The 24771-nt window shown below is 70.2% G+C and carries 19 protein-coding genes; 15 read left to right on the top strand and 4 right to left on the bottom strand.

Annotated elements, in window-relative coordinates:
- From ACFWI9_RS13395 to ACFWI9_RS13350, 10 genes are all read left to right on the top strand, one after another.
- On the top strand, positions 1–4215 hold a 4215-nt coding region (locus ACFWI9_RS13395; RefSeq protein WP_387161524.1), incomplete at its 5' end, for a HAMP domain-containing protein.
- A gap of 352 nt (positions 4216–4567) precedes the next feature.
- A complete protein-coding gene (locus tag ACFWI9_RS13390; RefSeq protein WP_387161522.1) occupies positions 4568–5248 on the top strand; it encodes a two-component system response regulator in 681 nt (226 codons plus the stop codon).
- Positions 5249–5392: 144 nt separating this feature from the next.
- The gene (locus ACFWI9_RS13385; protein WP_387161520.1) at positions 5393–8131 is read left to right on the top strand and encodes a DNA translocase FtsK; all 2739 of its coding nucleotides are present in this window, start codon (positions 5393–5395) and stop codon (positions 8129–8131) included.
- A gap of 191 nt (positions 8132–8322) precedes the next feature.
- The gene (locus ACFWI9_RS13380; RefSeq protein WP_387161518.1) at positions 8323–9192 is read left to right on the top strand and encodes a helix-turn-helix domain-containing protein; all 870 of its coding nucleotides are present in this window, start codon (positions 8323–8325) and stop codon (positions 9190–9192) included.
- Between the two features lie 289 nt (positions 9193–9481).
- Positions 9482–11005, top strand: coding sequence for a 30S ribosomal protein S12 methylthiotransferase RimO (gene rimO / locus ACFWI9_RS13375; protein WP_387161515.1), 1524 nt, complete (start codon positions 9482–9484; stop codon positions 11003–11005).
- Entirely contained in the window at positions 11002–11694 is a 693-nt protein-coding gene (gene pgsA / locus ACFWI9_RS13370; protein ID WP_387161512.1) for a CDP-diacylglycerol--glycerol-3-phosphate 3-phosphatidyltransferase, read from the top strand. The genes rimO and pgsA overlap by 4 nt, the downstream gene beginning before the upstream one ends.
- Entirely contained in the window at positions 11691–12236 is a 546-nt protein-coding gene (locus tag ACFWI9_RS13365) for a CinA family protein (RefSeq protein WP_387161510.1), read from the top strand. The genes pgsA and ACFWI9_RS13365 overlap by 4 nt, the downstream gene beginning before the upstream one ends.
- A gap of 109 nt (positions 12237–12345) precedes the next feature.
- The gene (locus tag ACFWI9_RS13360) at positions 12346–12729 is read left to right on the top strand and encodes a helix-turn-helix domain-containing protein (RefSeq protein ID WP_028963738.1); all 384 of its coding nucleotides are present in this window, start codon (positions 12346–12348) and stop codon (positions 12727–12729) included.
- 193 nt (positions 12730–12922) lie between these two features.
- Positions 12923–13393, top strand: a complete 471-nt coding sequence (locus tag ACFWI9_RS13355; protein WP_387161507.1) for a Dps family protein — start codon at positions 12923–12925, stop codon at positions 13391–13393.
- Positions 13394–13607: 214 nt separating this feature from the next.
- Positions 13608–13859, top strand: a complete 252-nt coding sequence (locus ACFWI9_RS13350) for a hypothetical protein (RefSeq protein ID WP_387161504.1) — start codon at positions 13608–13610, stop codon at positions 13857–13859.
- On the opposite strand, the gene ACFWI9_RS13345 is transcribed toward ACFWI9_RS13350, so the two are convergent.
- The 3 genes from ACFWI9_RS13345 to ACFWI9_RS13335 all read right to left on the bottom strand — a co-directional run bounded on the left by ACFWI9_RS13345 (position 13807) and on the right by ACFWI9_RS13335 (position 20104).
- On the bottom strand, positions 13807–14571 hold the full coding sequence (locus tag ACFWI9_RS13345; RefSeq protein ID WP_387161502.1) for an SDR family NAD(P)-dependent oxidoreductase: 765 nt from the start codon (positions 14569–14571) through the stop codon (positions 13807–13809). The two genes, ACFWI9_RS13350 and ACFWI9_RS13345, sit on opposite strands and share 53 nt — an antisense overlap.
- Before the next feature lie 78 nt (positions 14572–14649).
- The gene (locus ACFWI9_RS13340; protein WP_387161500.1) at positions 14650–15453 is read right to left on the bottom strand and encodes an Fpg/Nei family DNA glycosylase; all 804 of its coding nucleotides are present in this window, start codon (positions 15451–15453) and stop codon (positions 14650–14652) included.
- A gap of 28 nt (positions 15454–15481) precedes the next feature.
- Positions 15482–20104, bottom strand: coding sequence for an ATP-dependent helicase (locus ACFWI9_RS13335; protein WP_387161498.1), 4623 nt, complete (start codon positions 20102–20104; stop codon positions 15482–15484).
- 56 nt (positions 20105–20160) lie between these two features.
- On the opposite strand from ACFWI9_RS13335, the gene ACFWI9_RS13330 reads away from it, so the two are divergent.
- The 3 genes from ACFWI9_RS13330 to ACFWI9_RS13320 all read left to right on the top strand — a co-directional run bounded on the left by ACFWI9_RS13330 (position 20161) and on the right by ACFWI9_RS13320 (position 22157).
- Positions 20161–21000 carry an AraC family ligand binding domain-containing protein gene (locus tag ACFWI9_RS13330; RefSeq protein ID WP_387161496.1) on the top strand — a complete coding sequence of 280 codons (840 nt, stop codon included), beginning with the start codon at positions 20161–20163 and terminating at the stop codon, positions 20998–21000.
- 102 nt (positions 21001–21102) lie between these two features.
- Positions 21103–21852, top strand: coding sequence for an AzlC family ABC transporter permease (locus tag ACFWI9_RS13325; protein ID WP_387161494.1), 750 nt, complete (start codon positions 21103–21105; stop codon positions 21850–21852).
- Positions 21849–22157, top strand: a complete 309-nt coding sequence (locus ACFWI9_RS13320) for an AzlD domain-containing protein (protein WP_387161492.1) — start codon at positions 21849–21851, stop codon at positions 22155–22157. The genes ACFWI9_RS13325 and ACFWI9_RS13320 overlap by 4 nt, the downstream gene beginning before the upstream one ends.
- 33 nt (positions 22158–22190) lie before the next feature.
- Here the strand turns inward: ACFWI9_RS13320 and ACFWI9_RS13315 are convergent, their stop codons facing one another.
- Positions 22191–23111 carry a hypothetical protein gene (locus ACFWI9_RS13315; RefSeq protein ID WP_387161490.1) on the bottom strand — a complete coding sequence of 307 codons (921 nt, stop codon included), beginning with the start codon at positions 23109–23111 and terminating at the stop codon, positions 22191–22193.
- Positions 23112–23190: 79 nt separating this feature from the next.
- Between ACFWI9_RS13315 and ACFWI9_RS13310 the strand changes: the two genes are divergently transcribed.
- Both ACFWI9_RS13310 and ACFWI9_RS13305 read left to right on the top strand, forming a co-directional pair.
- Entirely contained in the window at positions 23191–23385 is a 195-nt protein-coding gene (locus ACFWI9_RS13310; protein ID WP_387161488.1) for a DUF3046 domain-containing protein, read from the top strand.
- 240 nt (positions 23386–23625) lie between these two features.
- Positions 23626–24765, top strand: coding sequence for an AI-2E family transporter (locus tag ACFWI9_RS13305; protein ID WP_387161534.1), 1140 nt, complete (start codon positions 23626–23628; stop codon positions 24763–24765).
- Positions 24766–24771 lie beyond the last annotated feature (6 nt).

The raw sequence follows: 24771 nt of genomic DNA, 5'->3' as shown, positions 1-24771 counted from the left end.
ACGACGGCGGTCGCGAACGGTGATCTGTCGCAGAAGGTCACGGTCGATGTGGCCGGGGAGATGCTGGAGCTGAAGAACACCGTCAACACGATGGTGGAGCAGCTCCAGTCGTTCGGTTCGGAAGTGACCCGGGTGGCCCGGGAGGTCGGCGTCGAGGGCCGGCTCGGTGGTCAGGCGCAGGTGCCGGGCGCGGCGGGTACGTGGAAGGACCTGACCGACTCGGTCAACACGGCGTTCCGCAACCTCACCGGTCAGGTGCGGGATATCGCGCAGGTGACGACGGCGGTCGCGAACGGTGATCTGTCGCAGAAGGTCACGGTCGATGTGGCCGGGGAGATGCTGGAGCTGAAGAACACCGTCAACACGATGGTGGCGCAGCTCTCCTCGTTCGCGGACCAGGTCACGGGTATGGCGCGTGACGTGGGCACGGAGGGCCGGCTCGGCGGTCAGGCGCGGGTGCCCGGGGCGTCCGGCACGTGGAAGGAGCTCACCGACTCCGTCAACTTCATGGCCGGGAACCTGACGTCGCAGGTGCGGCAGATCGCGCAGGTGACGACGGCGGTGGCGCGCGGTGATCTGTCGCAGAAGATCGATGTCGACGCGCGGGGCGAGATCCTCGAGTTGAAGAACACCATCAACACGATGGTGGACCAGCTCTCGTCGTTCGCGGACCAGGTGACGCGGGTGGCCCGTGAGGTGGGCACCGACGGCCGGCTCGGCGGCCAGGCTCAGGTGCAGGGCGTCGCCGGTGTGTGGCGTGATCTGACCGACTCCGTGAACGGAATGGCGGGGAACCTCACCGCGCAGGTCCGCAATATCGCCCAGGTCGCCACGGCGGTGGCGCGCGGTGATCTGTCGCAGAAGATCGATGTCGACGCGCGGGGCGAGATCCTCGAGTTGAAGAACACCCTCAACACGATGGTGGACCAGCTCTCGTCGTTCGCGGACCAGGTGACGCGGGTGGCCCGTGAGGTGGGCACCGAGGGCATCCTCGGCGGTCAGGCGGAGGTGCAGGGCGTCTCCGGTACCTGGAAGGACCTCACCCAGTCCGTCAACTTCATGGCGAACAACCTCACCTCGCAGGTGCGCAACATCGCAGAGGTGACGAAGGCGGTCGCGAAGGGCGATCTGTCGAAGAAGATCACTGTCGATGCCAAGGGCGAGATCCTCGAACTGGTGACGACCGTCAACACGATGGTGGACCAACTGTCCAACTTCGCCGACGAGGTGACCCGGGTGGCCCGCGAGGTGGGCACCGAGGGCATCCTCGGCGGTCAGGCGCGGGTGCGCGGCGCCACCGGTATCTGGAAGGACCTGAGCGACAACGTCAACACCATGGCGGCCAATCTGACCAGCCAGGTGCGGAACATCTCGAGGGTGTCGTCCGCGGTCGCGAACGGTGATCTGACCAAGAAGGTGACGGTCGAGGCGCGCGGCGAGGTCGCCGAGCTCGCCGACACGGTCAACACCATGGTGACCACGCTGTCGTCGTTCGCCGACGAGGTGACCCGGGTGGCCCGTGAGGTGGGTACGGAGGGCGAGCTGGGCGGTCAGGCGCGGGTGCCCGGGGTGTCCGGGACGTGGAAGGACCTCACCGAGTCCGTGAACTCGATGGCGTCCAACCTGACCGGCCAGGTGCGTCAGATCGCCGCGGTCACGACCGCCATCGCCAAGGGCGATCTCACCAAGAAGATCGACATCGACGCTCGCGGTGAGATCCTCGAACTGAAGAACACCATCAACACGATGGTCGACCAGCTGTCGTCGTTCGCGGAAGAGGTCACCCGGGTGGCCCGCGAGGTGGGTACGGACGGCATGCTGGGCGGCCAGGCGCGGGTGCGGGACGTCGACGGCACCTGGCGCGACCTCACCGAGTCGGTGAACGAGATGGCCGGGAACCTGACCCGGCAGGTGCGGGCGATCGCGGCCGTCGCCACGGCCGTGACCCGAGGTGACCTCAACCTCAAGATCGACGTGGACGCGGCCGGTGAGATCCAGGTGCTGCAGGACAACATCAACACGATGATCGCCAACCTGCGTGACACCACCCTCGCCAACAAGGAGCAGGACTGGCTCAAGGGCAATCTGGCCCGTATCTCCGGTCTGATGCAGGGCCGCCGGGATCTCGACGATGTCGCGTCGCTCATCATGAGCGAGCTGACACCGGTGGTCACGGCGCAGCACGGCGCGTTCTTCGTGGCGATGCCGACGGGCGGCGGAGACCTGGGCTCGCAGGTCGAGGGCGGCTCGTACGAGCTGGTGATGCGGGGGAGTTACGGATACACGGGCGCGATGCCCACGTCGTTCCGGCCGGGAGAGACTCTGATCGGTACGGCGGCCGAGGAGAAGCGGACCATCCAGGTCAGTGTGCCGCCGGGCTATCTGAAGATCTCGTCGGGGCTCGGCGAGGCCCCGCCCGCCTATGTGATCGTGCTGCCGGTCCTCTTCGAGGGGAGGACGCTCGGGGTGATCGAGCTGGCGTCGTTCCAGCCGTTCACGCATATCCAGCGGGACTTCCTCAACCAGATCGCCGAGATGATCGCGACGAGCGTCAACACCATCAGCGTCAACACCAAGACCGAACTGCTCCTCAAGCAGTCGCAGGAACTGACGGAGCAGCTGCGCGAGCGTTCCGCGGAGCTGGAGAACCGGCAGCGGGCCCTTCAGTCGTCGAATGCCGAACTGGAGGAGAAGGCCGAGCTGCTCGCCCAGCAGAACCGCGACATCGAGGTGAAGAACACCGAGATCGAGGAGGCGAGGCAGGTGCTGGAGGAGCGGGCCGAGCAGCTCGCCGTCTCCATGCGCTACAAGTCGGAGTTCCTGGCGAACATGTCGCACGAGCTGCGTACCCCGCTGAACTCGCTGCTGATCCTGGCCAAGCTGCTGGCCGACAACGCCGATACCAACCTCACCCCGAAGCAGGTGGAGTTCGCCGAGACCATCCACGGCGCGGGGTCCGATCTGCTGCAGCTCATCAACGACATCCTCGATCTGTCGAAGGTCGAGGCGGGCAAGATGGACGTCAGCCCCTCCCGGATCGCCCTGGTGCAGTTGGTCGACTATGTGGAGGCCACCTTCCGGCCGCTCACCGCCGAGAAGGCGCTCGACTTCTCGGTGCGGGTCTCGCCTGAACTCCCGACCACGTTGCACACCGACGAGCAGCGGCTGCTCCAGGTGCTGCGGAATCTGCTGTCGAACGCGGTGAAGTTCACCGACGCCGGATCGGTCGAACTGGTTATCCGACTGGCAAACAGCGATGTGCCGCAATCGATCCGTGAGCAGTTGCTGGAGGCGGGAACGCTGCGTGAGGCCGACGGCGATCTCATCGCCTTCTCGGTGACCGACACCGGGATCGGGATCGCCGCCAGCAAGATGCGGGTGATCTTCGAGGCGTTCAAGCAGGCGGACGGCACGACGAGCCGCAAATACGGCGGCACGGGCCTTGGACTCTCCATCAGCCGGGAGATCGCCAGGCTGCTCGGCGGCGAGATCCACGCGGCGAGTGAGCCCGGCCGCGGCTCCACTTTCACTCTGTATCTGCCGAGTGAACTCCCGCTGGGCTATGTGCAGCTCGCCCCGGGTTTCGATGAGCAGCAGGCGGCGGGCGGCGATCCGGCGGCACTCGAGGCGAACGGTGCGGCACCCCACCCGGGTGCTCAGCCCACCGCGGGAGGGGATTCACAGTCCGGCCCCGCGGTGCTCTTCCGGCGCCGCCGCAAGTCGCTCGGGGGCCCGGATCTCAGGGCGGCGCTCCCCGGGCAGACGGGGGCGGCGGGGGAGTCGTGGAACGGCCGGCACACGCAGGACGGGCCGCATGAGCCGCGCCGGACCTTCGAGTTCCACAGTGAGAAGGTGCTGATCGTGGACGACGACATCCGCAACGTGTTCGCGCTGACGAGCGTGCTGGAGCAGAACGGCCTGTCCGTGCTGTACGCGGAGAACGGCAGGGAAGGCATCGAAGTCCTGGAACAGCACGACAATGTCGCGGTCGTGCTGATGGACATCATGATGCCCGAGATGGATGGATACGCCACGACGTCGGCGATCCGCAGGATGCCGCAGTTCGCCGGTCTTCCCATCATCGCTCTCACCGCGAAGGCGATGAAGGGCGACCGGGAGAAGGCCATCGAATCGGGTGCCTCCGACTATGTCACCAAGCCGGTCGACCCTGATCATCTGCTCACGGTCATGGAGCAGTGGATGCGCGGCAAGTGACGGCGTCCGGCGACCGGCGTCCGCGGATCACGGTCCGGTTCCGGTGAACACGGGTCCGGTTCCGGGGGGTCGTGGGTCTGGTCGCCGGCTCACGGGTTCCCAGGGCCGCTGACTGACTGTCGCCGGTGGTGTGTGAGGGGGCGGGATTCGGGGAACCTTCTGGTCTCCTGCGGCGTTTCTGCTACGTACACAGTGACATCGCGGTGACAGGGTGTGGCGATGGGCGGGGTGCGGCTACCATGACCGGCACAAGGATGGGCGACGTAAGGGGTCGCCCCCTGGGGCGGCGCCCGGTGCTTACCCTGGCCCTTCGGGTCGGGGTGACCCCAAGCCGGGACGAGGAGGGCGAGGCATGGTGCAGAAGGCCAAGATCCTCCTGGTCGATGACCGGCCGGAGAATCTGCTGGCGCTGGAGGCCATCCTCTCTGCGCTCGATCAGACACTGGTCCGCGCATCGTCAGGAGAAGAGGCGCTCAAGGCGCTTCTGACGGATGACTTCGCGGTCATTCTCCTGGACGTCCAGATGCCGGGCATGGACGGATTCGAGACCGCCGCGCACATCAAGCGGCGCGAGCGGACCCGTGACATCCCGATCATCTTCCTGACCGCGATCAACCACGGCCCGCACCACACCTTCCGCGGTTACGCCGCGGGCGCGGTGGACTACATCTCCAAGCCGTTCGACCCATGGGTGCTTCGCGCCAAGGTCTCCGTCTTCGTGGACCTTTATATGAAGAACTGTCAGCTGCGCGAGCAGGCCGCGCTGCTCCGCCTCCAGTTGGAGGGCGGCCAGGTCGGCGCCGGGGACACCAAGGAGCCCGCGGGACTGCTCGCCGAACTCTCCGCGCGACTCGCGGCCGTTGAGGAGCAGGCGGAGGCCCTGTCCAAGCAGCTCGACGACGAATCGGCGGATGCCGCCGCTGTCGCCACCGCCGCCCATCTGGAGCGCAAGCTCACCGGACTGCGCCGAGCCCTGGACGCCCTGGAACCGGGTACCGGAAGCGGTGCCCCCACCCTCCCGTCACAGAACTGACCTGCCCGCGGCAGTCCTGAGTGCGTAGTACGTCCGTATTACGTTTGAACGGACGTCAGTTTCCGTACGCGGCAGGGGCGACACGAAAGGGTGAAGCGGTGGGCACGCGTGTCCACCGCCGGTCACACCGGTAACCTCACCATCATGGCCTCTCGTACGTCCGGCAAGGGTTCCCAGGGCACGGCGGGCACCGCGCAGCCGCGGGCCGGCCGTACCACCGCTGCCGCGAAGAAAGCGGCACCCGCCAAGAAGGCACCGGCCAAGAAGACAGCTGCCCGGAAGCCGGCGCCCGCGAAGAAGGCGTCGGCCAGGAAAGCCGCGCCCAAGGCCGCCCCGAATCCCACCGGGGGCGTGATCTGGCTGCTGCGCGCCGTGTGGATGGGGCTGGCGCACGCGGTCGGCGCCATGTTGCGAGGGATAGGGCGCGGAGCCAAGGGGCTCGACCCGGCGCATCGCAAGGACGGTGTCGCGCTCCTGCTGCTCGGACTCGCGCTGGTCGTCGCCGCGGGGACCTGGTCCCATCTGCGCGGCCCGGTCGGGGATCTCGTGGAGATGCTCGTCACGGGAGCCTTCGGCCGGCTCGATCTGCTTGTGCCGATACTGCTCACCGCGGTCGCCGTGCGGCTGATCCTCTACCCCGAGAGGCCTGAGGCCAACGGCCGTATTGTCATCGGTCTGTCCGCACTGGTCGTCGGGGTGCTGGGCCAGGTCCACATCGCCTGCGGCTCGCCGGGCCGCGGTGAGGGCACCGAGGCCATCCAGGACGCCGGCGGCCTGATCGGCTGGGGTGTTTCCAGGCCGCTGGTCTTCGCCACGGGCGAGGTGCTCGCCGTGCCCCTGCTGGTGCTGCTGACCGTCTTCGGGCTGCTGGTCGTCACCGCGACACCGGTCAACGCGATCCCCCGGCGGCTACGCGCGCTCGGTGTGAAGCTCGGAGTCCTGGACCCGCCTTACGAGGCGGGCGTGGCGGGGGAGGCGGACGAGCGCGCCGACGACGAGTGGCGCGACGCCCCGGCAGCACGGCCCTCGCGTCGCCGGGCGGCCGGGGCGGCGGCGGACGCCCACGGTGCCGGGGAGGCCGAGGAAGCCGCGCTGTCGCGACGCCGGCAGTCGCACGGTGCTCCGGCGCGGCCCGGCACGGGCCGTCCCATGGACGCCATCGACGTGGCCGCGGCTGCCGCCGCCGCCCTCGACGGCGCCGTGCTGGGTGGGATGCCGCCGTCGCCGGTCGTCGCCGACCTGACCCGGGACCTCAGCGTGGAGCGGGAGCGCGCCGCCGGGCCCGTCCCGGGGGCGCGTACCGAGCAGCCGCCCGCCCCGCGCGGGGCGGTACCGGACCTGACCAAGCCGTCCCCCGACGAGTCGGTGCCGCTGCCCCCGCGGGCCGAGCAGCTCCAACTGTCCGGTGACATCACCTATGCGCTGCCCTCGCTGGACCTGCTGGAGCGCGGCGGGCCCGGAAAGACCCGCAGTGCCGCCAATGACGCGATCGTCGCCTCGCTGACGAACGTCTTCGCGGAGTTCAAGGTCGACGCGGCGGTCACGGGCTTCACCCGCGGCCCGACGGTCACCCGCTACGAGGTCGAGCTCGGCCCGGCGGTCAAGGTCGAGCGGATCACCGCCCTGACCAAGAACATCGCCTATGCCGTGGCCAGCCCCGATGTACGGATCATCTCGCCGATCCCGGGCAAGTCCGCGGTGGGTATCGAGATCCCCAACACCGACCGCGAGATGGTCAACCTCGGCGATGTGCTGCGGCTCGCCGACGCGGCGGGCGACGACCACCCCATGCTGGTGGCGCTCGGCAAGGACGTGGAGGGCGGCTATGTGATGGCCAACCTCGCCAAGATGCCGCACGTCCTCGTCGCCGGTGCCACCGGTTCGGGCAAGTCCTCCTGCATCAACTGCCTGATCACCTCGGTGATGATCAGGGCGACCCCGGAGGACGTACGGATGGTCCTGGTCGACCCCAAGCGGGTCGAGCTGACCGCCTACGAGGGCATCCCGCACCTGATCACGCCGATCATCACCAACCCCAAGAGGGCCGCCGAGGCACTCCAGTGGGTGGTGCGTGAGATGGATCTGCGCTATGACGACCTCGCCGCGTACGGCTTCCGGCATATCGACGACTTCAACGCGGCGGTACGGCGTGGCAAGGTCACTCCGCCCGAGGGCAGCGAACGCGAGCTCCAGCCGTACCCCTATCTCCTGGTGATCGTGGACGAGCTCGCTGACCTGATGATGGTCGCTCCCCGGGACGTCGAAGACGCCATCGTCCGTATCACCCAGCTCGCACGCGCGGCGGGCATCCATCTGGTGCTGGCCACCCAGCGGCCGTCCGTCGACGTGGTCACCGGTCTCATCAAGGCCAATGTGCCGTCCCGGCTCGCGTTCGCGACCTCCTCGCTCGCCGACAGCCGGGTCATCCTCGACCAGCCGGGTGCCGAGAAGCTGATCGGCAAGGGCGACGGGCTCTTCCTCCCCATGGGGGCGAGCAAGCCGACCCGTATGCAGGGCGCCTTCGTGACCGAGGAGGAGGTCGCCGCCGTCGTCCGGCACTGCAAGGACCAGATGGCCCCGGTCTTCCGGGACGACGTGGTGGTCGGCACCAAGCAGAAGAAGGAGATCGACGAGGACATCGGCGACGATCTCGACCTGCTCTGCCAGGCGGCCGAGCTGGTGGTGTCCACCCAGTTCGGCTCGACGTCGATGCTCCAGCGCAAGCTGCGGGTCGGCTTCGCGAAGGCGGGCCGGCTGATGGACCTCATGGAGTCCCGGAACATCGTGGGACCCAGCGAGGGCTCGAAGGCGCGCGACGTGCTGGTGAAACCCGACGAACTGGATGGAGTGCTGGCGGTGATACGGGGGGAGGCTCAACCGTAGAAAAAGTGAGGCAACCGTTTCACTTGGTCATACGTCAAGTTGGAGAGAGGGCCAGGAGCTCCCTGTCCCACCCTCCCGCTGTCCGGCCATTCTGATGGCGTACAAACGGCATCCGCCCGGTTGCCCCACCCTTTCGTACCACCCCTAGACTGAACCTCCAGCAGGTGGTTACACGCTCGAAAGGCGCACTCGTGTCCATCGGCAACTCCCCCGAAGACGGACGGCCTTCGATCGCGCAGGACCGTTCTTCGATCGAAGATGATCGACCTTCGATCGGTCGTGCGCTGCAAGATGCCCGCAGCCTGGCAGGCCTGACCGTTGACGAGGTCAGTACGTCCACCCGTGTCCGGGTCCCCATCGTGCAGGCGATCGAACAGGACGACTTCTCCCGCTGCGGTGGCGACGTGTACGCGCGCGGCCACATCGGGACGCTCGCCCGTGCCGTTGGACTCGATCCGGCCCCGCTGGTGGCGCAGTACGACGCCGAACACGGTGGCAGGCCGTCTCCGACGCCCGCCGCGCCGCTCTTCGAGGCGGAACGTATCCGCCCAGAGCCCAGGCGCCCGAACTGGACCGCCGCGATGGTCGCGGCGATCGTCGCCGTCATCGGTTTCGCCGCCTTCACGCTCTTCAGCGGCAATGACACGGCCAAGACCACCAAGAACGTCGCCGAGGGCGCCGCTCCCGCCAAGGCCAGTGCGAAGCCGCCCGCGAGCCAGCAGCCGGCGCAGCCCCTGCCCGAGCAGCCCGAGCCCGCCAAGCCGGACCCCTCGGACAGCGCGATCGCCGCGGTCCCGCAGGACAAGGTCACGGTCAAGGTGTCCGCCGTCAGCGACAAGAGCTGGATCTCCGCCAAGTCCGCGAACGGGAAGCTGCTCTTCGACGGGCTGCTCAACGAAGGGGAGTCCAAGACCTTCCAGGACGACGAGCGGCTGGATCTCATCCTGGGCAACGCTGGTGCGATCGAGCTGTTCGTGAACGGCAAGAAGGTCGAAGACAAGTTCGAGCTCGGTCAGGTCGAGCGGCTCGCCTACACAAAGGGCGACCCCGAGGTGGGCTGAGCCGCCCTCGGCCGGGGCCCGCTCGACTCGCTTGCGCGAAGGTGGGCCGCCCGTCGGATCGGAGGCACACGAGACCGGTCCGCCGGTGCGGTCGGCCGCACCGGCACACACACCGGCTGAGCCGGTTCGCACGCCGGCGGTCGGACCCCGTACGCCAGCGCTCCGTGCGGTCGCCCCGCATGCCCCTACCCCGCTGATCCGTAGGGCCGCACCTCGCCGATCCCGGGGCTCACGCCCCCGGGCGGCCTCGCGGATCAGGCGCGGGCTGGGACGAAGTAGTCTTGAGCCCATGCCCGAACGCCGTACCGTCGCCCTTGTCACTCTTGGCTGCGCCCGTAACGAGGTGGACTCGGAGGAGCTCGCAGGCCGCCTGGCAGCGGACGGCTGGGAGCTCGTCGAAGAAGCCGCCGACGCTGACGTCGCCGTCGTCAACACCTGCGGTTTTGTCGAAGCCGCCAAGAAGGACTCCGTCGACGCACTGCTCGAAGCCAATGATCTGAAGGACCACGGCCGCACCCAGGCCGTCGTCGCCGTCGGATGCATGGCCGAGCGCTACGGCAAGGAGCTCGCCGAAGCGCTGCCCGAGGCGGACGGCGTGCTCGGCTTCGACGACTACGCCGATATCTCCGACCGGCTCCAGACCATCCTCAGCGGCGGCATCCACGCCTCGCACACCCCGCGTGACCGGCGCAAGCTGCTGCCGATCAGTCCGGCGGAGCGGCAGGCGACCGCGGTCTCGCTGCCCGGCCACGCCCAGGCCCCGGAGCCGGAGAGCGTGCCGGCGGACCTGCCGGAGGGCCTCGCGCCTGCCTCCGGCCCGCGCGCCCCGCTGCGCCGGCGCCTGGACAGCAATCCCGTCGCCTCTGTGAAGCTGGCCTCCGGCTGCGACAGGCGCTGCTCCTTCTGCGCCATCCCGTCGTTCCGGGGCTCGTTCATCTCCCGTCGCCCCAGTGATGTCCTCGGCGAGACTCGGTGGCTCGCCGAGCAGGGCGTCAAGGAGATCATGCTGGTCTCCGAGAACAACACCTCCTACGGCAAGGACCTCGGCGACATCCGTCTGCTGGAGACGCTGCTGCCGGAGCTCGCCGCCGTCGACGGAATCGAGCGGATCCGCGTCAGCTATCTCCAGCCCGCGGAGATGCGCCCTGGACTGATCGACGTGCTCACGTCCACGGAGAAGGTGGCCCCGTACTTCGACCTGTCCTTCCAGCACAGCGCTCCGGGCGTGCTCCGGGCGATGCGGCGCTTCGGGGACACGGACCGGTTCCTGGAACTGCTGGACACGATCCGCGCCAAGGCGCCGACGGCCGGGGTGCGCTCGAACTTCATCGTGGGCTTCCCCGGTGAGACCGAGGCCGACGTCGCCGAGCTGGAGCGCTTCCTCACGGCCGCGCGTCTGGACGCCATCGGGGTGTTCGGCTACTCCGACGAGGAGGGCACCGAAGCCGCCACGTACGAGGCCAAGCTCGACCAGGACACCGTGGACGAGCGCCTCGCGCTGCTCTCCCGGCTCGCCGAGGAGCTCACCGCCCAGCGTGCGGAGGAGCGGATCGGAGAGACCCTGGAGGTACTGGTCGAGTCGGTGTTCGACGGGGCTGGGAGTGATGATCCCGACGACTCCCTGGACGAGGACGAGTACGCGGCGGTGGGACGTGCCGCGCACCAGGCTCCGGAGACCGACGGTCAGGTGATCTTCACGGCTGCCGACGGCCTGGTGCCCGGACGTATGGTCGAGGCGAAGGTCGTGGGCACCGAAGGCGTCGACCTGGTGGCCGAGGTCGTATCGGAGCGGTGTGAGGAGGCAGCCAGATGACGGGAGTCCCGGCGTCCGCGGCGGGCGGGACCGGCAGGCCCGCGCCCGGCGGCAAGCTGGGTGCCGCTGCCGTCAACCAGGCCAGCCTGTGGAACATCGCCAACATCCTCACCATGGTGCGGCTGCTGCTGGTGCCGGGGTTCGTGATCCTGCTGCTCCAGAACGGCGGCTACGACCCGGCCTGGCGCGCCTGGGCGTGGGCGGCGTTCGCCGTGGCCATGATCACCGACCTGTTCGACGGGCATCTCGCCCGTACGTACAACCTGGTCACGGACTTCGGGAAGATCGCCGACCCGATCGCCGACAAGGCGATCATGGCCGCGGGCCTGATCTGCCTCTCGGCGCTCGGGGACCTGCCCTGGTGGGTCACGGGGGTGATCCTCTTCCGTGAGCTCGGGATCACGTTGATGCGCTTCTGGGTGATCCGGCACGGGGTGATTCCCGCGAGCCGCGGCGGAAAGATGAAGACGCTGGCACAGGGCACGGCGGTCGGGATGTACGTCCTCGCGCTGACCGGGCCTCTGGCAACCCTGCGCTGGTGGGTGATGGCCGTGGCGGTCGTCCTCACGGTGGTCACAGGGCTTGACTACGTACGGCAGGCCGTGGTCCTGCGGCGCAGGGGGCTCGCGGCCGAGCGGGAGGCGGTGCGGGCGGGCGACCGGAAGGACGCCTCGGAGACGGCGCGATGAACGCGGCTCCCGGTGCGACGGACGGCGTCTTCGACGGCGTCGCGGCCCGGGTGCTGGGGCTGCTCGCCGAGCGCGGTGAGACCCTGGCCGTCGCGGAGTCCCTGACCGGTGGGCTGGTGGCCGCCGAGCTGACCGCGGTTCCCGGGGCCTCGAAGTCCTTCCGCGGGTCCGTGACGGCCTATGCGACGGCCGTGAAGCGCGATCTCCTGGGAGTCGACTCCGCGCTGCTGGCCCTGCGTGGTGCGGTCGATCCCGATGTGGCGGCCCAGATGGCCGCAGGTGTGAAGGCCGGTCTCGGTGCCGGCTGGGGCATCGCGACCACGGGGGTCGCGGGGCCGGAGCCCCAGGACGGGCAGCCCGTCGGGACGGTCTTCGTGGCCGTCGCGAGACCGGACGGAACGCGGAAAGCGATCTCACTGCGGTTGAACGGCGGCCGTGCGGAAATCCGTAGAGAGAGTGTACGGAGCGTGCTTGAGCTGCTCTCCGGCGAACTCTCGGAGAATGGGCGGGCACAGGATACGGAACAGAACGGGGGGACTTGATGTTTGCAGCCCTGAGTGAACACGTCATCGCTCCCCGCACGGCCGCAGCGCGAGGCGGTACGGTGGGGCGTGAAGGATGCGGCTACGCGGTCCGAGGAGGGAGCCACCGATGATTCTGCTCCGTCGCCTGCTGGGTGACGTGCTGCGTCGGCAGCGCCAGCGCCAGGGCCGTACTCTGCGCGAAGTCTCCTCGTCCGCCCGAGTATCGCTCGGCTATCTCTCCGAGGTGGAGCGGGGGCAGAAGGAGGCTTCCTCCGAACTGCTCTCCGCGATCTGCGACGCGCTTGACGTACGGATGTCCGAGCTCATGCGGGAAGTGAGCGACGAGCTGTCACTTGCCGAACTGGCCGAGTCGGCGGCGGCGAGCGAGCCGGTGTCCGCACCGGTACGCCCGATGCTCAATTCCGTTTCTGTGACGTCGGTGGCGGGTGTGCCGACGGAGCGGGTGACGATCAAGGCGCCCGCGGAGGCGGTGGACGTCGTCGCGGCCTGAGGGTGGTGCGGCAGGGTTCGCATCAGCACCCGGATCTCCACGTGTGAGCCCCGGTCGAGTGGGTACTCGGCCGGGGCTCCATTGTTTCAGTGACAGGCCCGCGAGGGCTGCACTGAGTGACCGTTTCCATCCGCTTTTCCACCTTTTGTGTCATGGTGGGAAGCGGTGCCGTACGTCTCGTGGGAGGTCTCATATGTCTGTGGTGAAGAGCGCGCTGTCCGGCCAGGACCGCAAGGTCACAGGAGAAGCGCTCCAGGGCGCGCTGGTGGATCTGGTCGATCTGGCCCTGGTGGCGAAGCAGGTCCACTGGAACGTCGTGGGGCCGCGGTTCCGCTCCGTGCATCTCCAGCTTGACGAGGTCGTCGCGACGGCCCGGCAGCACTCCGACGTAGTGGCGGAGCGGGCCTCGGCGATCGGGGTATCACCCGACGGACGGGCCGGCACCGTGGCGTCGTCGAGCGCCATTGGCAAGGCGCCGGAGGGCTACATCCAGGACGCCGACGTCGTCGCCTTCATGGTCAAGGCGCTGGGCGCCGTGATCACCAAGATGCGGGAGCGCGTCGAGGCGACGGACGAGCCCGACCCGGTGAGCCAGGACATCCTGATCCAGCTCACGGCCGACCTTGAGAAGCACGCGTGGATGTTCCAGGCGGAGAGCGCCTAGCGGCGCGGGCTGTCGAGGAGGGAAGCGCCTAGTGGCGCGGTCGGCGGTCCAGGAGCGCATCCCGGGGGGTGCGAGAGGCGTGCGCGGGCGCATAGCCCGTCGTGAGCACCTCCGGGGCGCTTGGCACATACGCTGCGGGCGCGCCCGGTGTGCAACCGGTGCGCCCTCCCGCCGAGTGATCGGTCCGGTCTAGCGTCGACCGGAGGAGGCGGCCATGGTAAGGCGATGGGTCCTGCTGCCGGCGCTCGCACTGGGCGCGCTGTGGTGGTGGGCCGTGCTGCGACTGGCGCTGGTGCCGGAGCATGCGGGACTCGTCGAGGGGGCAGTGGCGGCGGGCGGGTGGGGGCTCAGCCTGTTGCCGGTGCATGTGGCGTCGCGAGCCGGTGGTGCCGAGGGGGCTGGGGGAGCAACGGCTACCAGGGCATCGCGACGCCCCCGTTCGGCCGGAGGATCTGACCCGTCATGAACGAGGACGCGTCAGAGGCGAGATGGAGGACCGCGTGCGCGACGTCCTCGGGCTGGCCGACCCTGCCGAGCGGAGACAGCCGGACCATGGCGGCCTCCGCCTTCCGCTGAAGGTTGTCGTCATGGCGTTCGGTCATGGGGCTGCGGACCCAGCCGGGAGCGACCGTGTTCGCCCGGATGGAGTAGGGCCCGAGTTCCGCTGCCAAGGTTCTGGTGAGCTGCACGACGGCCGCCTTGGCGGATCCGTAGCACAGCAGCCCGGGATTCCCGGTGTCCACCGCCCCCGAAGCCATGGTGATCAGTGAGCCGGGGATGCCCGCGTCGATCATTCCGCGGGCCGCTGCCTGGCAGGCGTAGAGCACGCCCTTGAAGTTGACCGCGAATACACGGTCGAGATCCTCGTCGCGGGTCTCCAGAACGGTGCTGGAGTGCATGATCCCGGCGATCGCGGCCATGACGTGCAGCGGGCCGGCGGCCCGGATCGCGGCCTGGACAGCGGATCGGTCGCTGACATCGACGACATGGGCGTGCGCAGTACCGTGGGTGCTCGGGATGAGGCTCAGCGTCTCGTGGAGGCCTTTCTCGTCCACATCGGCGCAGTGCACGGTGGCACCGGACTGTGCGAGAAGGAGGGCGCTCGCGCGGCCGATGCCGCTCGCCGCGCCGGTGACGAACGCGGTGCGGCCGGTGAGGTCGTACGCCGTGAGGGCCATGCCGGTGAACGTACGACCGAATCTGACGGACCGTCAACCATCGAGGGTGGGCGCGTATGCCGTGTGTAGGCCGCACCCTCAGCCGGCAGCCGGTCCCGCGGGCCCTGACTGGCAGCGAGGACACCAGTAGGTCACCCGCTCGTCCTGTCCCGCCTTGCGGACCAGAGCGCCGCAGCGCAGACACGGGCGGCCTTCCCGGCCGTACACGAACAAGCGCTGCTCCGTACGGCGTTCCCCGGGGGTGGTGCGCCGGTCGAAGCGGTTCTTGTTGGCCTCCAGAAGGCGGTGCGCCGTGGCCACAAGCCGCGCCGGGACACCGGCGGGGAGCTCGCCCACCGGGAGCCAGGGCGTGGCGCGGGCCAGGAAGGCCAGCTCCGATTTGTAGACGTTGCCGATCCCGGCCATATTGCGCTGATCGAGCAGAGCCTCGCCGAGCGGGCGGGCGGAGTCGGCCAGGAGATTGCGTACGGCGGCACCAGGGTCCCAGTCCGGTCCGAGGAGATCGGGGCCGAGATGGCCCACGACCCGCTCCTCGTCCTGCGTGCGCAGCAATTCCAGCACCGGAAGCCGATAGCCCACCGCGGTGTGCTCGCTGTTCCCGAGCACCGCCCTGATCTGGTGCCCGGGGCCGCCGCGCCAGCGTTCCCCGGCCGCGAACACCCGCCAGGAGCCGTCCATCCGCAGGTGCGAGTGCAGGGTGAACCCACCCTCGATACGGGTGAGCAGGTGTTTGCCGCGCGGGGTGACGTCCAGTACCTCGCGGCCGGTGAGATCGGCGGTGGCGAACCGAGGCACCCTCAGATCGAAGACGGTGAGCAGGCGACCGGCCAGCACGTCGTGCAGTTTGTGCGCGGTCAGCCAGACGGTGTCTCCTTCGGGCATGCGTCCATGATGCGCGACGCGCGCCGGCTCAGGGGCGCAGACGCAGCCCGCGCGGGGTGGCATGGAAGCCGGACTCCTCGAACGGCCGCGCGAGGGGCGAGGTCAGTGCGGCGGCGCCGTTGACACGCTCGACCGTGACCGTGCCCAGCGCGCCCGCCCGGGCCGCATCGGCGAGTGCCCCGGCCGCCGCGAGCAGCGCCGGGGCGTCCGGCTCGGTCGCCCAGGACAGCAGGGTCTTGCCGCCGCGCTCCATGTAGAGCGTCAGCTCGCCGTCGACCAGCACCACCAGAGAGCCCGCCTTGCGTCCGGGTTTGTGCCCGGCGCCGGTCGGGGGCTCGGGCCACGGGAGGGCCGCGCCATAGGCGTTCGCCGGGTCAGCCGCCGCCAGCACGACCGCGCGGGCTGAGGTGTGGGCATCGGCGCGGTCACGTGCGGACGCCGCCGCGCGCAACCGGTCCACAGCTCCGTCCATCGCGAACTGGGCCGCTCCCAGGCCCTCGACGACATAGCCGCGTCTGGCCTGCCCGCTGTCCTCGAAGGCCGACAGGATCCGATACGTAGCCGAGAACCCGCCCTCGACCCCTTCGGCCGCGACCGCGCCCCGGGTGACCACCCCATGACGGTCGAGCAGGGTGCGCGCCAGGGCATGTGCGCGATGGGTGGCGTCCGGCTCCGCGGGCGGGAGCAGCGACCAACGCCCGGAGACGGTCGGCGGTCCCGTCCGCGAGGCGGGGCGCGCGGACGCCGTCAGTGAGCCGTAGCGCCCGCGCGGGACGGTTCGCTTGGCCCGGTGCGCGGTGGACCCGGCCGTGCGGCCCGATCCCAGCAAAGCACGCAGCGGTGCCAGGGTGTCGTTGGTCAGCCGTCCCGACCAGGCCAGGTCCCAGAGCGCGTCGGCGAGTTGGGGATCGGTGGCGTCGGGGTGGGTGGTGGCGCGGACCTGGTCGGCGATCTGCCGGAAGAACAGTCCGTAGCCGCCGGACAGGACGGCGAGCACGGACTCGTGCAGCGCCGTCAGCTCCAGGGGATGCGGCGGTGGCAGCAGCAGCGGGGCCGCGTCGGCGAGGTAGAGGGATACCCAGCCGTCTTTGCCGGGCAGCGCGCCCGCTCCGGCCCATACGACCTCGCCGGTGGTGGTCAGCTCGTCGAGCAGGGTGGGGGAGTACCCCGTCACCCGGGACGGCAGGACCAGCTTCTCCAGCGCGGAGGCCGGTACGGGGGCGCCCTGGAGCTGCTCGATGGCGCGCGCCAGCCCGTCGATACCGCGCAGGCTGCTGCTCCCCAGGTGCTGCCACTGGGGCAGGAACGTCGCGAGCGCCGCCGGCGGCACCGGTTCCAGCTCCTGCCGCAGTGCCGCCAGCGAGCGGCGCCGCAGACGCCGCAGCACGGTCGCGTCGCACCACTCCTGGCCGATCCCCGACGGGTGGAACTCTCCCTGCACCACCCGCCCGGTCGCGGCCAGACGCTGGAGCGCCCCGTCGGTGACGGCCGCGCCCAGGCCGAACCGGGCCGCCGCCTGCGATGAGGTGAACGGGCCACGGGTCCGGGCGAAGCGGGCGAGCAGATCGCCCAGCGGATCCTTGACGGGCTCGGTGAACGCCTCGGGGACGCCCACCGGAAGCGCTGTGCCCAGGGCATCCCGCAGCCGCCCGGCGTCCTCGATCGCCGCCCAGTGGTCGGCGGCCGCGATCCGGACCCGGATGGCGCGCCGGGCGGCGGCGAGCTCCTTCGCCCAGTCGGGGTCCGCGCCGCGCTCGGCCAGCTCGGCGGCCGTCAGTGGCCCCAGCACGCGCAGTGCGTCGGCGACACCCTCCGCGTCCTTGATCCCGCGCTCGTCCGTCAGCCACTGGAGCTCCCGCTCCAGCTCGCTCAGTACGTCGGCGTCGAGCAACTCGCGCAGCTCCGCTTGGCCGAGCAGCTCGGCCAGCAGCCGGGAGTCCAGGGAAAGCGCCGCGGCGCGCCGCTCGGCGAGCGGTGAGTCGCCCTCGTACAGGAACTGCGCCACATAGCCGAAGAGGAGCGACCGGGCGAACGGGGACGGCTCGGGTGTGGTCACCTCGACCAGCCGGACCCTGCGGGACTCGATGTCACCCATCAGCTCCGTCAGGCCCGGGACGTCGAAGACGTCCTGGAGACACTCGCGGACGGCTTCCAGGACGATCGGGAACGAGCCGAACTCGCCGGCCACCTGGAGGAGCTGGGCCGCGCGCTGACGCTGCTGCCACAGGGGGGTGCGCTTGCCCGGACTGCGGCGCGGAAGCAGCAGGGCCCGCGCCGCGCACTCCCGGAACCTCGACGCGAACAGCGCGGAACCACCCACCTGGTCGGTCACGATCTGACTGATCTCGCCTTTGTCGAAGACGGTGTCGGCCGCGCCGACCGGTGCCTGGTCGCCGTCATAGGACGTGTCCAGGTGAACCGGGTCCTGGTCGAGCAGATCCGGACCCATCAGATCGGCGTCGGGCAGCCGCAGCACGATGCCGTCGTCCGCGTGCATCACCTGCGCGTCCATGCCGTACCGCTCGGCCAGCCGGGCACCGAGTGCCAGCGCCCACGGCGCGTGGACCTGGGCGCCGAACGGGGAGTGGACCACGACCCGCCAGTCGCCCAGCTCGTCCCGGAACCGCTCCACGAGGATCGTGCGGTCGTCGGGCACATGGCCGCAGGCACGGCGCTGCTCATCGAGATAGGCGAGCACATTGCCGGCGGCCCATGCGTCGAGTCCGGCCGTGCGCAGCCGAAGCAGCGCGTCCTCTTCGGAGAGCGCACCGATCTCCCGCAGGAACGCGCCTACCGCACGCCCCAGTTCGAGCGGACGGCCGAGCTGGTCGCCCTTCCAGAACGGCAGCCGGCCGGGAACACCCGGGGCGGGGGAGACCAGGACCCGGTCACGGGTGATGTCCTCGATCCGCCAGGACGTGGTGCCGAGTGTGAAGACATCCCCCACCCGGGACTCGTACACCATCTCCTCGTCCAGCTCGCCGACCCGTCCGCCGCCCTTCTTGGGGTCGGCCCCGGCGAGGAACACCCCGAACAGCCCGCGGTCGGGGATGGTGCCGCCGGAGGTGACCGCGAGGCGCTGGGCACCGGGCCGCCCCGTGACCGTCCCGGCGATCCGGTCCCACACCACCCGTGGCCGCAACTCCGCGAAGGCGTCCGACGGATAGCGTCCGGCGAGCATGTCCAGCACCGCCGTGAACGCCGACTCCGGAAGCGAGGCGAACGGCGCGGCCCGCCGCACCACGGCCAGCAGCTCGTCGGCCTGCCAGGTGTCCAGCGCCACCATCGCGACCAGCTGCTGCGCCAGCACGTCCAGCGGATTGGCGGGGATCCGCAGGGCCTCGATCGAGCCGCCGCGCATCCGCTCGGTCACCACGGCCGCCTGCACCAGGTCACCGCGGTACTTGGGGAAGACCACGCCGGTGGAGACCGCCCCCACCTGGTGGCCCGCCCGGCCCACCCGTTGGAGACCGGAGGCGACGGACGGCGGGGATTCGACCTGGACGACCAGATCCACCGCACCCATGTCGATGCCCAGCTCGAGACTGGAGGTGGCGACGACCGCGGGCAGCCTGCCCGCCTTCAGGTCCTCCTCGACCAGCGCGCGCTGCTCCTTGGAGACCGAACCGTGGTGGGCGCGGGCGAGCAGCGGAGGTGCGCCCTGGGCGGCACCTGACTGCGCCATGATCTCGGCCGGAGGGGCGCTCTCGGGCAGGGGCTCGCCCGTGGCACGTTCGTAACCGATCTCGTTGAGCCTGTTGCACAACCGCTCGGCAAGCCGACGGGAGTTGGCGAAGACGATCGTGGAGCGGTGCGCCTGGACCAGGTCGGCGATGCGCTCCTCGACATGGGGCCAGATCGACGGCTTCTCACCGGCGGCGTCCGGCTCCGACGCGGGGGAGCCGCCGAGCTCGCCGAGATCCTCGACGGGGACCACCACGGAGAGGTCGAACTCCTTGCCGGACGGCGGCTGGACGATCTCCGCCCTCCGCTGCGGCGACAGATAGCGCGCAACCTCGTCCACCGGCCGTACGGTCGCGGACAGGCCGATCCGCCGGGCCGGGCGCGGCAGCAACTCGTCCAGCCGCTCCAGGGACAGGGCGAGATGGGCACCCCGCTTGGTCCCCGCCACCGCGTGCACCTCGTCCACGATCACCGTCTCGATGCCTGCCAGCGCCTCGCGCGTGGACGAGGTCAGCATCAGGAAGAGCGACTCGGGCGTGGTGATCAGGATGTCCGGCGGCCGGGTGGCGAGCGCTCTGCGCTCCGCGGCCGGTGTGTCCCCGGAGCGGATGCCGACCCGCACCTCAGGCTCGGGCAGCCCCAGCCTGACGGCCTCCTGGCGGATCCCCGTCAGCGGGCTGCGCAGATTGCGCTCGACATCCACCGCGAGCGCCTTCAGCGGGGACACGTACAGCACACGGCAGCGCTTCTTCGTGTCCGCGGGCGGGGGAGCGGACGTCAGACCGTCGAGCGCGGCGAGGAAGGCGGCGAGGGTCTTGCCGGAACCGGTCGGGGCGACGACCAGGACGTCCGAGCCCCGCCCGATCGCCTGCCAGGCGCCCTCCTGGGCATCCGTGGGCGCGCTGAACGCACCCGTGAACCAGCCGCGGGTCGCGGGTGCGAAGCTGTCGAGTGCGCTGCCGACCATGCCACCCATCGTGCACCGCCCCACTGACAATCCCCCGGACCTGCGAGAATGTGCGTATGACAGAGGGTGAGTGGGCCCGGTACTGGCAGCCGGAGCGGCTTCCGGGAATCGATCTGCTCCGCGCCCGGTACGTACGTCATGCCTTTCCCCGCCACAGCCACGAGGGCTATGTCTTCGGGACCATAACCCGCGGCGTCGAGGATGTCGGTCTTCCGGGCGGTGTCGTCCATGCCGGTCCCGGATCGGTCGTGATGATCAACCCCGAGGTCCCGCACACCGCCAGAGCCGGGGTCAGCGAGGGCTGGGTGTACTCGACCGTCTACCCCTCGTCACAGGTGGTGGCCGAGATCGCCGCCGAGACCACGGCGATCAAGGGCACCCCGGGCTTGGCCGTGCCCCATGTGATCGACCCCCACGCTGCGCGGCTGATCCGCGAGGTGCACCGCGCGGCGGAGGAAGGCGACGCACTCGCCGCCGACAGCATGCTGCGGATCATGGTGGCGCGGCTGCTGCGCGATCACGGAAGCAGACTCCCCGCGCGCGCCCCGCGCACGGCGGGCGCGCTCAACGCGGCACGCGCCCGCGCGGTGCTGGAGGAGCGTATGGACAGCCCGCCCACCCTCCAGGCCCTCGCCGCCGAGCTGGGCACCAGCCAGTTCGCCCTGCTGCGGGCCTTCCGCGACCGCTACGGGATGCCGCCGCACACCTGGCTCACCGACGCCCGGGTCCGCCGGGCACGGCGACTGCTGGACGCGGGAACGGCTCCGGCGCAGGCCGCCGCCGTGGTGGGGTTCGCCGACCAGCCGCACTTGAACCGGCACTTCACCCGGATCGTGGGGGTACCGCCCGGCGCCTACCAGCGGGGACGCCGGCTCGACGGGCCGCGACCGAGATGAAGCGGGCGGCGCGGGAGGAGACGGCGGGCGGCGTGCGACGAGGCGGCGGGCGCGCAAGAACGTACAAGACCGGAAACGGGTTGGCCTCGTAATGTCCACGACGTGCCAGAACAGACAGCATCAGCAGAGATACCGACCAGCGGTTCGACGACCGAGCAATTGGTGAAGCCCGACTCCGCCGTCGTACGGGACGCCCTCGGGGTGGGCCTTGCCGTCGGCCTGTCCGGCTTCGCCTTCGGGATCACCGCGGCGGGAGCGGGACTCGACCTCGCCCAGATCTGCGCCCTCAGCCTGCTCGTTTTCACCGGTGCCTCGCAGTTCGCCCTGGTCGGCGCGCTCGCCGCGGGCGGCAACCCGCTCACGGCCGCCGCGGGCGCCTTCTTCCTCGGCACCCGCAACGCCTTCTACGGTCTCAGGCTCTCCCAACTGCTGGCCCTGCCGCGCTCCGTGCGTCCGTTCGCCGCCCACTGGGTCATCGACGAGACCACGGCCGTCTCCCTGGCACAGCCGACCCGGCGCGCCGCACGGCTGGGCTTCACCGCCACCGGACTCACCCTCTATGTGCTGTGGAACCTCACCACGTTCCTCGGGGCACTGGGCGCGGAAGCGATCGGTGACACCAGCGCCTGGGGGCTGGACGCGGCGGGACCCGCGGTGTTCCTCGCACTGCTCGCACCCATGCTGCGCACCACCACTGAGCGGGTCGTCGCCGGGCTCGCCGTCGTCCTGGGACTCGGACTGCTGCCCGTACTCCCTGCCGGCGTGCCGGTGCTGGCCGCCGCTCTCGCGGCCCCGGCCGTCCTCTGGCTCCAGGGCCGCGGGCTCGTCAACCGCAAGGAGACCGACCGATGAACGTCTGGATCGCGATCGGGGTGACGGCCGTCGGCTGCTACCTGGTCAAGCTGGCCGGACTCCTGGTGCCCGCCGGAACGCTGGAACGCCCCCTTGTGCAGCGGCTTTCCGCGCTGCTTCCAGTGGCGCTGCTGGCCGCGCTCACCGCTCAGCAGACGTTCAGCAGCGGCAGCGCCCTGGTCATCGACGCCAGGGCAGCCGGGCTGGGCGCGGCGGCGATCGCCCTGGTGCTGCGCGCTCCGTTCCTCGTCGTCGTTGCGGCGGCCGTAGTGATCACCGCCGGTGCCCGCGCGATCGGAGGCTGAGCTGGACCGCGGGCGGGAGGTGTCGGACGCGGCCTAACGCAGTGGGCGTCCGTGCGCCCTCAGCGTGCGCAGTGCCTCGATCGTGGCGATGGGCCGCTCTTCGAGAGTGCTGCCGGGAGCCCATGATCCGCGCCGGGCCGGCCAGCCGCCGTCGGGCCGCTGCCGTCCGGCGAGGCGGTCGAGCGAGCGCTCCATCTCCTCGTCCGTGAACCAGCGCCGGGCCAGGGAGCCGGGTACGCGCGCGTAGTCGTACGGATAGGGGCGCTCGTCCGGGACGTCACCGGCGAGTGCCGCGCCGGTATCCGCGCGTGCCGGATCGAGCACCACGAGCCGCTGTTCGCGTACGAGACGGCCCAGGCGGTCGGCCGCGGCCTCGGCGCGTGATCCGTCCGGGGCATGGTCGAGGAAGGCGACCGCCGCCTGGATCTCGTACGGCTGGGACGGGTGCGGACGGGAGGCGCCCAGCGCGTCCACCGCCGCCCAGCAGAAGTCGGTCGCCCGGAACAGCCAGGCGTGCCACACCTGGTTGCGGTGCAGCAGCCCGACGACCGGCCCGGTCGCCAGCAGCTCGCTCCTGGGCTCGTCGGCGACCGGGACATACGGGGCGGCGGGATAGCCGCGCTGTGAGGGGTGGACCACGGGCAGGGCACCGTCCTTGGTGGCCACACCGGTCAGATAGCGGCACATCCGCTCGGCCCGCAGCCCGCCGCAGCGGCCGATCGAGTCCAGGACGTGCAGCGCGTGCGCGGTGTGCAGCGGTTGGCTGACCGGGCCGCGGAGGTCGGGTTCGAGGGCATGCCCGTATCCGCCGTCCTCGTTGAGGTACGCGGACAACGCCGCCTCCACCGGATCCGCACCCGCGCCCAGGAAGTGGTACGCGAACCGCCGCTGCTCGAGCACGCGGGCCGTCAGCCAGATGAAACGCTCGGCCCTTGCGAGGGGAGTTGCAGCCATGCTCAGACCGTAGGGCCCGGACGACCCGCGGTACGGCGGACCGGCGAGGCTGCACCCTCAGGAGCGGGATACTGGACGCATGCGGTTGACGATTTTCTGGGAGCGGATGGAAGAGCACTTCGGTGCGGCATACGCGGACTCCTTCGCACGCGACCATGTGATGACCGAGCTCGGTGGCCGGACCGTGCACGAGGCACTGGACGCGGGGTGGGAGACCAGGGACGTCTGGCGCGGGGTCTGCACGGCCATGGGGATACCGGCCGAGAAGCGGTGAGGCACGGAGTTCTCCACAGGCGGTGGTCCGGTTGTCGCGCGGGTAGGCGAGACTTGCCCCGTGGCATCGACTGACGAGACCGTCCGGGACGAAGAGCCGCTGACCGCCTCGTCAGGCGCGGTCGGCCCCGACACCGGCGACAGCACAACGGAACACAGCGAGGCGACGACCCTCGGGCCCGCTCCCGCCGCGGGGCCGGGAGCGGTTCGTGTGAGCGCCGGTGGTGCCGGGAGCGCCCGGATGCCCCGCTGGCTGCCCCGGGCCATGGTGCTGGCCCTCGCGCTCTACGCCTGCTTCCAGTTCGGCAGCTGGGCCTTCCACCAGCTCGTGGGTCTGCTGATCAACATCCTGATCGCCTTCTTCCTGGCGCTGGCGATCGAGCCCGCGGTGGGCCGTATGGCGGCGCGCGGGATGCGGCGGGGTCTCGCCACCTTCTTCGTCTTCTTCGCGGTGATGCTGGCCGGCGTCGGATTCGTCGTGCTGCTCGGCTCGATGCTCGCGGGCCAGATAGTCGACATGGTCGAGGACTTTCCCAAGTATCTCGACCAGGTGATCAACTGGATCAACCAGACCTTCCACACCGAGCTGTCCCGGGTCGCGATCCAGGACAGTCTGCTGCGCTCGGACTGGCTGAAGAAGTACGTCCAGAACAGCGCCAGCGGGGTGCTCGACGTCTCGGCGACCGTACTCGGCGGGCTGTTCAGACTGCTGACGATCTTCCTGTTCTCCTTCTACTTCGCGGCGGACGGCCCCCGGCTGCGGCGGGCGCTGTGCTCCGTGCTGCCGCCGTCGAAGCAGACCGAGGTGCTGCGGGCCTGGGAGATCGCGGTCGACAAGACGGGTGGTTATCTCTACTCCCGAGGCCTGATGGCCCTGATCTCCGGTGTGGCGCACTACGTCCTGCTGGCGCTGCTCGGCGTGCCCTACGCGCCTGCGCTGGCCGTGTGGGTGGGCCTGGTCTCGCAGTTCATACCCACGATCGGTACGTATCTGGCGGGAGCCCTGCCGATGCTGATCGCCTTCACGGTCAATCCCTGGTACGCGCTGTGGGTGCTCTGCTTCGTCCTCGTCTACCAGCAGTTCGAGAACTACGTGCTCCAGCCCAAGCTCACCGCCAGGACCGTGGATATCCATCCCGCGGTGGCGTTCGGCTCGGTGATCGCGGGTACGGCCCTGCTGGGTGCGGTCGGCGCGCTGATCGCGATCCCCGCGGTCGCGACGCTCCAGGCGTTCCTCGGCGCCTACGTGAAGCGCTACGACGTCACGGACGACCCCCGGGTGCATGGCCACCGCCGCCACGGCGAAGCGGTGGTGGCCCGCCTCCAGCGCGCGCTGAGCGCCCGGCGGGAACAGCCCCCGGCGCCGAGGGACGGGACCTGACCCGGA

Origin of the sequence: Streptomyces sp. NPDC127084 (assembly GCF_042724175.1) — a bacterium.
Taxonomy (GTDB): Bacteria; Actinomycetota; Actinomycetes; order Streptomycetales; family Streptomycetaceae; genus Streptomyces.
The sequence above is the reverse complement of the archived record's forward strand: the minus strand, read 5'-3'. Positions and strand labels throughout refer to the sequence as shown.

What these genes read in the sequence shown, in the direction of transcription:
- pgsA (WP_387161512.1), top strand. Translation starts at nt 11,002, where the DNA reads ATGACGGGAGTCCCGGCGTCCGCGGCGGGCGGGACCGGCAGGCCCGCG.
- ACFWI9_RS13360 (WP_028963738.1), top strand. Translation starts at nt 12,346, where the DNA reads ATGATTCTGCTCCGTCGCCTGCTGGGTGACGTGCTGCGTCGGCAGCGC.
- ACFWI9_RS13340 (WP_387161500.1), bottom strand. Translation starts at nt 15,453, where the DNA reads ATGCCCGAAGGAGACACCGTCTGGCTGACCGCGCACAAACTGCACGAC.
- ACFWI9_RS13320 (WP_387161492.1), top strand. Translation starts at nt 21,849, where the DNA reads ATGAACGTCTGGATCGCGATCGGGGTGACGGCCGTCGGCTGCTACCTG.
- ACFWI9_RS13345 (WP_387161502.1), bottom strand. Translation starts at nt 14,571, where the DNA reads ATGGCCCTCACGGCGTACGACCTCACCGGCCGCACCGCGTTCGTCACC.
- ACFWI9_RS13310 (WP_387161488.1), top strand. Translation starts at nt 23,191, where the DNA reads ATGCGGTTGACGATTTTCTGGGAGCGGATGGAAGAGCACTTCGGTGCG.
- ACFWI9_RS13390 (WP_387161522.1), top strand. Translation starts at nt 4,568, where the DNA reads ATGGTGCAGAAGGCCAAGATCCTCCTGGTCGATGACCGGCCGGAGAAT.
- ACFWI9_RS13385 (WP_387161520.1), top strand. Translation starts at nt 5,393, where the DNA reads ATGGCCTCTCGTACGTCCGGCAAGGGTTCCCAGGGCACGGCGGGCACC.
- ACFWI9_RS13355 (WP_387161507.1), top strand. Translation starts at nt 12,923, where the DNA reads ATGTCTGTGGTGAAGAGCGCGCTGTCCGGCCAGGACCGCAAGGTCACA.
- ACFWI9_RS13365 (WP_387161510.1), top strand. Translation starts at nt 11,691, where the DNA reads ATGAACGCGGCTCCCGGTGCGACGGACGGCGTCTTCGACGGCGTCGCG.
- ACFWI9_RS13335 (WP_387161498.1), bottom strand. Translation starts at nt 20,104, where the DNA reads ATGGTCGGCAGCGCACTCGACAGCTTCGCACCCGCGACCCGCGGCTGG.
- ACFWI9_RS13315 (WP_387161490.1), bottom strand. Translation starts at nt 23,111, where the DNA reads ATGGCTGCAACTCCCCTCGCAAGGGCCGAGCGTTTCATCTGGCTGACG.
- ACFWI9_RS13350 (WP_387161504.1), top strand. Translation starts at nt 13,608, where the DNA reads ATGGTAAGGCGATGGGTCCTGCTGCCGGCGCTCGCACTGGGCGCGCTG.
- ACFWI9_RS13330 (WP_387161496.1), top strand. Translation starts at nt 20,161, where the DNA reads ATGACAGAGGGTGAGTGGGCCCGGTACTGGCAGCCGGAGCGGCTTCCG.
- rimO (WP_387161515.1), top strand. Translation starts at nt 9,482, where the DNA reads ATGCCCGAACGCCGTACCGTCGCCCTTGTCACTCTTGGCTGCGCCCGT.
- ACFWI9_RS13305 (WP_387161534.1), top strand. Translation starts at nt 23,626, where the DNA reads ATGCCCCGCTGGCTGCCCCGGGCCATGGTGCTGGCCCTCGCGCTCTAC.